General features: G+C 70.1%; 4 protein-coding genes. 2 read left to right on the forward strand and 2 right to left on the reverse strand.

The genetic code is table 11. The features are described 5' to 3' along the window. The first annotated feature begins 7 nt into the window (after positions 1-7). Both ACFTZB_RS18890 and ACFTZB_RS18895 read left to right on the forward strand, forming a co-directional pair. Positions 8-1408 (forward strand): carotenoid oxygenase family protein, encoded by a 1401-nt coding sequence (locus tag ACFTZB_RS18890; protein ID WP_378433489.1) that lies wholly within the window; start codon positions 8-10, stop codon positions 1406-1408. 24 nt (positions 1409-1432) lie between these two features. Continuing rightward, positions 1433-3379, forward strand: a complete 1947-nt coding sequence (locus tag ACFTZB_RS18895) for a prolyl oligopeptidase family serine peptidase (RefSeq protein ID WP_378433490.1) — start codon at positions 1433-1435, stop codon at positions 3377-3379. Between the two features lie 9 nt (positions 3380-3388). Here the strand turns inward: ACFTZB_RS18895 and ACFTZB_RS18900 are convergent, their stop codons facing one another. Together ACFTZB_RS18900 and ACFTZB_RS18905 are read right to left on the reverse strand one after the other, a co-directional pair. Next, entirely contained in the window at positions 3389-4837 is a 1449-nt protein-coding gene (locus ACFTZB_RS18900) for a dynamin family protein (protein WP_378433491.1), read from the reverse strand. Beyond that, positions 4834-6579, reverse strand: coding sequence for an Isoniazid-inducible protein iniA (locus ACFTZB_RS18905; protein WP_378433492.1), 1746 nt, complete (start codon positions 6577-6579; stop codon positions 4834-4836). Before ACFTZB_RS18905 ends, ACFTZB_RS18900 begins: the two co-directional genes overlap by 4 nt. Between the last annotated feature and the right edge of the window lie 145 nt (positions 6580-6724).

Genomic DNA, 6724 nt, shown 5'->3' on the forward strand with positions numbered 1-6724 from the left:
GACCCACATGGCAGCACCGGTAACCCGCCGTCCCGGCCCCGTCGACATCGCGCACCACAGCCACCTCGTCGGGGTGTTCGCGCCGCAGCGGGAGGAGGTCGACGTCCGGGATCTCGAGGTGATCGGCGAACTGCCCGCCGATCTGCACGGCGCGTATCTGCGCAACGGTCCCAATCCGCGGTTCGACCCGATCGGCACCTACGTCTACCCGCTCGACGGCGACGGCATGGTCCACCGGGTCGAATTGGCCGACGGCGCCGCCCGGTACACCAACCGATTCGTCCGCACCCCCATGGTGACGGCGGAAGAGAAGGCCGGACACGTCATCTGGGCCGGGGTCACCGACCTCTATACGCCGACCGAGGACGAGGTGGGGCCCGAACTGGCGGGAACGTCCCGGGAACTGCCCGACATCAACATCGTCCGGCACGGCGGGCGACTCCTCGCGATGGCCGAGACCACGCTGCCGTTCCGCCTCGACCCGGCCGACCTGAGCACGCTGGGGCGGGACAACTGCGACGGCGCCATGAGCGTGGGCAGCACTGCGCACCCCAAGATCGACCCGGTCACCGGGCAGATGGTCCTGTTCAACTACATGCTGGAGCCCCCGTACCTGACGTGGTCGGTGGTGAACCCCGACGGTTCGGTGGCGCGGACACCGACGGCGGTCGAGGGCGTGGACACACCGCTGATGGTCCACGACATGGCGCTCACCCAGCGCTACATACTGCTCATGCTGTGCCCGCTGGTGTTCGACATCGCCGCCGTGCTGACCGGCGGGTCCGTGCTGGACTGGCGGCCGGAGGACGGCACGCGGATCGCGCTGATCCCCCGCGACGGCGGTCCCGTGCGGTGGACGACGCACGACGCGTACTGGGTGTGGCATTTCGCGAACGCGTTCGACCTGCCCGACGGGCGGGTGAGCGTCGACTACGTGGAGTGGACGTATCCCGGTGGATTCGCGAAGGCTCCGGCGCCGTCGCTGGGCTCGCTGATCCGCGCCGTCGTCGACCCCGGCAGTGGACGGGTGACGCGAGAGGTGGTGTGCGACCGCGACGTCGAGTTCCCCCGGGTCGACGACCGGGAACTGACCCGCGGGCACCGCACCGTGGCGACGGTCGGCAAACTCGACCGCAGTCAGGGACGGCAGGATTCGCTGTGGTTCTTCGACACCGCCCGCGGCACCGAGGCGCACTGGGACCCGGGCAGTGTGTCGGTGGGCGAGCCGATCTTCATGCCCGGCGCCGAGCACGAGTACTGGGGAATGATCGGTACCGACCGCAGCGACCTGACGTCCTGGTACTTCGTGCTGCCCGCCGACGACCCCGGGTCGGGGCCGATCGGGAAGGTGCGACTGCCGATTCGGGTTCCGGCGGGCCTTCACGGCGCGTGGCTGCCTGCGGAGTAGCGGGCGGCGGAATATCCTCGGCGGATGACCTCTGCGCCCTACGGTTCCTGGCCCTCTCCGATCGCGGCGGCGGACCTCGCCTCCAGCGGCCACCCCGTCGAGGGTGGCCGGTACGTGGGCGACGACGTGTGGTGGTCGGAACTGCGACCCAGTGAAGGCGGGCGGGTCTCGGTGCGGCGGCTCGGCCTCGACGACGAACCGGAAGACATTCTGCCCGCACCGTGGAACGCCCGCACCCGCGTCCACGAGTACGGCGGCGGCGGCTGGACCGTCACCGACGCCGGCCACCTCGTGTTCGCCGAGTTCAGCGACCAGCGCCTGTACCTGCTGGAAGGCGGGACCCCGGTGCCGCTGACACCGGAACCGCCGCAGCCCTGCTCGCTGCGGTACGGCGACCTGTCGGTGGTCGACGGCGAGGTGTGGGCGGTCCGCGAAACACACGACACCGAGGGCGGCGTCTCCCGCGACATCTGCGTCGTTCCGCTGGACGGGTCGGCGGCCGACGACCCGCATCGGGTACGGTCCGTCGTCGCCGGCTCGGACTTCCTGGCCAATCCTCGGCTGTCGCCGGACCGCAGGCACCTCGCCTGGATCGCCTGGGATCACCCCCAGATGCCGTGGGACGGCACCGAGCTCAGGGTCGTGGCCGTCGAGGGCGGCCGCGTCACCGGGAAGGTGCGGACACTGCTCGGCGGTACCGAGGAGTCGGTGCTGCAACCCGAATGGGTCGGGCCCACCGAGCTGTACACGATCAGCGACCGCAGCGGCTGGTGGAATCTCTACCGGGTGGGCATCGACGACCCGGAGCCGGTGGCGTTGTGCCCGATGGACGCCGACTTCGGCGGTGCGCTGTGGATGCTCGGCGGCCGCTGGCACACCCGCCGCGACGACGGCACACTGCTGACCGTGCGGACGTTCGGCACCGACACCCTCGCCGTGCTCGATCCGGCCACCGGTTCGCTGGTGGACATCCCGCTCGACGGGCTCACCAGCATCGGTCTCGGGGATCGCAACGGCAACCGGATCCTACTGCTCACCGGCGGCGCCCAGACCCCGGCGGGCCTGCGCGAACTCGACCTCGACACCGGTGCACTCCGCACAGTCAGACTGTCCGTCACCGAACTGCCCGAGGCGGCGTATCTCCCCGAAGCCCGGCAGCTGACGTTCCAAGGCGCCGAACGCGAAGTCCACGCGATCGCCTACCCGCCGCGGCACCCGCGGCACCGGGGCGAGGACGGGGAACTGCCGCCGTACGTGGCGTTCGTGCACGGCGGGCCGACGTCGCGGGTCGCACCGTCGCTGAATCCCGTGTTCGCGTTCTTCACCAGCCGCGGCATCGGCGTCGTCGACGTGAACTACGGCGGGTCCACCGGGTACGGGCGCGAATACCGCAACCGGCTGCGGGGCCAGTGGGGGGTCGTCGACGTCGAGGACGTGGTGACCGCGGTGACCGGCTTGGCCGAGGCGGGGATGGCGGACCCCCGCCGGCTGGCGATCGAAGGCGGATCCGCCGGCGGCTGGACCGTGCTCGCCGCACTGACGACGTCGGACGTGTTCGCCTGCGGTGCGTCCTACTTCGGGGTCGCCGAACTCGACGGTTTCGTGAAGGAGACGCACGACTTCGAGTCCCGGTACATCGACGGCCTGATCGGCCCGCTGCCCGAGGCCGCCGACCTCTACGCCGAGCGGGCGCCTCTCAACAACGTCGCCGGGCTGAACTGCCCGGTCCTGCTGCTGCAGGGGCTCGACGATCCAATCGTGCCGCCGTCGCAGGCGGAACGGTTCCGGGATGCGCTCGTGGAGAAGGGCATCCCGCACGCCTACCTCGAATACGAGGGGGAGTCGCACGGATTCCGGAAGCTGGCCACCCTCATCAGCTCCCGTAACGCCGAACTCTCCTTCTACGGGCAGGTACTGGGATTCGAGCCGCCGGACATTCCGCGACTCGAACTGTGGCAGCCCGAGGGGTAGACGGGCTCGTCACCGGGCGAGCAGGGCCTCGCAGGAACGCGCCGCACACGCGCACGCCTGCACCGTCGCCGTGTCGATGGTCGGGCGTCCCGCCTGAGACCGCCAGAACCGCAGGGCTGTCAGCGCGACGCGTGAGATCTGCTCCGGGGCGGCATCAGCGGGCATGCCGAGGCGGGTGTGCGGCGACATGCCCTCCCCGCCGAGCACCCGCTCGAGCAGGACGACGTCCGAGTCCCGGAGCTGCAGACCGCTCGCGCGCAGGCCCGACAGCACCCGCAGTTCCCGGAACACGTGGGTGTCCGCGAGCAGGCGATCCGCCGCCCGGCTCAGGCTGCGGCTCGCCGACGACGGGGTCCGGGCCAGCACGGCCTTCAGCGTGCGGAGCGCGGAATGCGCCTTCAATTCGGTGCTGCGCTGACCGAACTGCAGGTGCAGGGTGCGGCGGAGGTCCTCGAGGCCGCTGTGCGCCGTCAACTCGCGGGCCAGCGCCGGCGCGTCGGTCGCGCCCGCGCGGATCAGCATGACCGCGAACCGGACACCGAACAGGCCGAAACTCTCGAGAAGATCGCGTCGCTGAGCGGGCGACAGCACGAGATCGGTGTCCTCCGCCGTGAACCGGGTGATCGAACGCAGCGCGGACTCGAGCACACTGTCCGGAACGGTGGCGAGCACCGCCAAGTCGTCGAACTCGGTCTGACGCAGAGTGCGACCGCGCAGCGCGAGAAGTCCCGACACGGGCAGCAGGCTGCGTTGCACCCGGCGGCCCGCTTCGTCGGCGGCGGCCCGGGCTGCGTCGAGGGTGCGTTCGCGGCCACCCCTCACCTCGTCGGCCCGCGACAGCACGCCGACGATGCCGAGCGGGCCGGCGGCTGTACCGACCCGCGTCTGCAACTGGTCGAGCAACCGGACGTCCGCGCCGTCGGTGCCCCGGGTCAGGTAGACGACGGCGTCGACGTCGCACGGGCCGTCCTCGGGGAGGAGCAGCGCCCGGGTCCGCGCCGACACGTCCCGCGAATTCGACGACGTTCCCGGCGTGTCGACGAGCGTGAACTCGCCGAGCAACGCCGACGGCCACCCCACCTGCAGCCGCTCCACCCGATCCGCGGTCACCGTGCCCAGATCCAGCGAGAGCCTGCCCCCGTCCCGGTGCACCGGCAGTCGCGTCCGGCGTCCCGAGTCGTGAGTGAGATCGATTCGCGGCGTGGCAGACTGCTCGAACCAGGTGACCACCCGGGTGCACTCGGTGGCGTCGGTGGGTGCGATCTCCTCGCCGACGAGGGCGTTGAGCAGCGTCGACTTCCCGGCCTTCAGCGTGCCGGTGAGGGCAACGCGCAGCGGTTCCTCGAGGCGGGCCCCGCAGTGCCGGAGTTCCTCGACGGAGGCGGGGTCGCCGCGCAGTTCGTGCCGGGCGGCATCGATCAGCTGGCGGGTCTGGGAGCCGAGGCGAGTGACGCTCACGCCGCCACCTGCCCCGCGAATCCGGCGGCCTGCACTCGGATCTGCCGTAACGTGTCGAGTTCCGTGCGGATCTGCGCCGACCGCGTGGCACGGCGATCGTCGTGCACCTTCGACGCGTCCGTCGCCGCGCGCAGCGAATCGTCGACGGAACGGAGCATCTCGTTCGCCAGATCGGTGAAGTGGTCGCGCAGCACGCGCTGCACCTCCCGCAGCCGCTGCTTCGACTCCTTGCCCACCTGGAAGATCACGTCGTCCATCAGCCGCGACACGGCCACCTTCGCCTCCGCCTGCCTGCGGGCGGTGCGCGCCTTGCGGTCCTCGCGATACGTGTTGGCGCCGAGCAGCACTCCGGCGCCGATCGAGAACGGATTCACCAGCGCCAGACCCGCCAGGCTCGTGACCAGCCCGACCATCAGCACCCCGCCGTACGACCCGCGCATGCTGGAGAGCACGCGCTGCGTGAAACCCTGCGCACTCTCCAAGGATTCGAGGGAGTTGACCGGTTCGAGCACGTGATCCACGTTGTCGATGCGCAGCGCCGGAACCGGGACCCTGCCGTCCTCGGCGAACCGCCCCGCGACCGACAGCGCGAGGGCCTGCGAACGAGTGTGGGCCATCACGAAGTTCTCCCGCACACACATCGCGATCTCGCCGTCGAGCCAGGAACCGAACTCCTCCCATCGCGGTGCAGGATCGGACTTGCCGATGTCCTCTTCCGCCGCGCGGATGACGGTGCGCAGACGGTGCCGCAAGTCGTGTTCGATGTCCGTCATCAACTCGATCGCGCCGTCGGCCAGCGTGTACTGCCAGTTCGCGGATCGCTGGCGGAGCTGATCCGCCGCCGCGCGGGCCCGGGTCATCTGCTCGAGAAGCGCGGCGCCGCGCTGCGGATCCTGCAACGCGTCCAGTTCCGAGCTCAGCGACAGCGACAGGTGGTCGGTGACGGTGCGTACGTCGGCGATCACCGAATTGCGAAGCACGACATCCGCCTTCGCGATCACGTGACTGCGAAGATAGTCGACGAGCTGCGGAATGCCGGATTCGACGTCGAGCGCGTCGTCGCCGGCCTCGCGGGCGTCCGCGTGCATCATCGCGGACACCGGGAGCAGTGGCAGCGCAAGGTCCGCATTCTGCAAGTGGGTGCGGTTGGCCTTCTGGATGTCCGCCCACCGCGGATAGAAGTCGATCTTGTTGACGACGCAGATCACCATCGGGCACAGCGTGTGCACCTGCGTCAGCAGGGCGATCTCGGGTTCGGTGTATTCCTGACTCGCATCGGAGACGAACAGCACCGCGTCCGCCGTGGGGACCAGTGCCAGCATGTCCGCCGCGCGAGTGGGAGCGTGACCGGAGAAACCGGGTGCGTCGACCAGCACCAGACCCTCCGCGAGCAGATCGTGGGGGAGGGTGACCGTCGAATCCGAGTCCGAGGCGACAGGTCCGTACTCGACGACCACCGGCTCCTGCCGCGACCGTGCCGTCGTCGCCACGTCCCTGTCGACGAGCGCACCGGCCACCGAACTGACGCCCTTGTCGGTCAGGCCGAGCACCACCACCCGCGTTCGCGGATCGGCGAGACGAGACTCGGTGTGCGACAGCCGGGTCAGGAGGTCACCGCGACCCGCAAGCCGGGTCAGCGCCGCCAACTGCGACAGCAGCGCCGCCATCGACGCAGTGGCCTCGGCGGGAAGATTCGGGTGCACAGGGGCGGTGGCGGCTGAGGATTCGAGGGTGGCGTTCATGATCTCCGCAAGAGTTGGTGACGGGCATTCGAGCGAGGGGAGTGGCGGGACCGCTGCAGGGGAGTAGGCGGTGCCCCCCCCGCGAGGTGCAAAAAAGGTGTATAGTATAAACAAAAACAACCCCCCCAGACCCAACGGGGTAGAG

Origin of the sequence: Rhodococcus sp. NPDC057014 (assembly GCF_042673295.1) — a bacterium.
Classification (GTDB): domain Bacteria; phylum Actinomycetota; class Actinomycetes; order Mycobacteriales; family Mycobacteriaceae; genus Rhodococcus_F.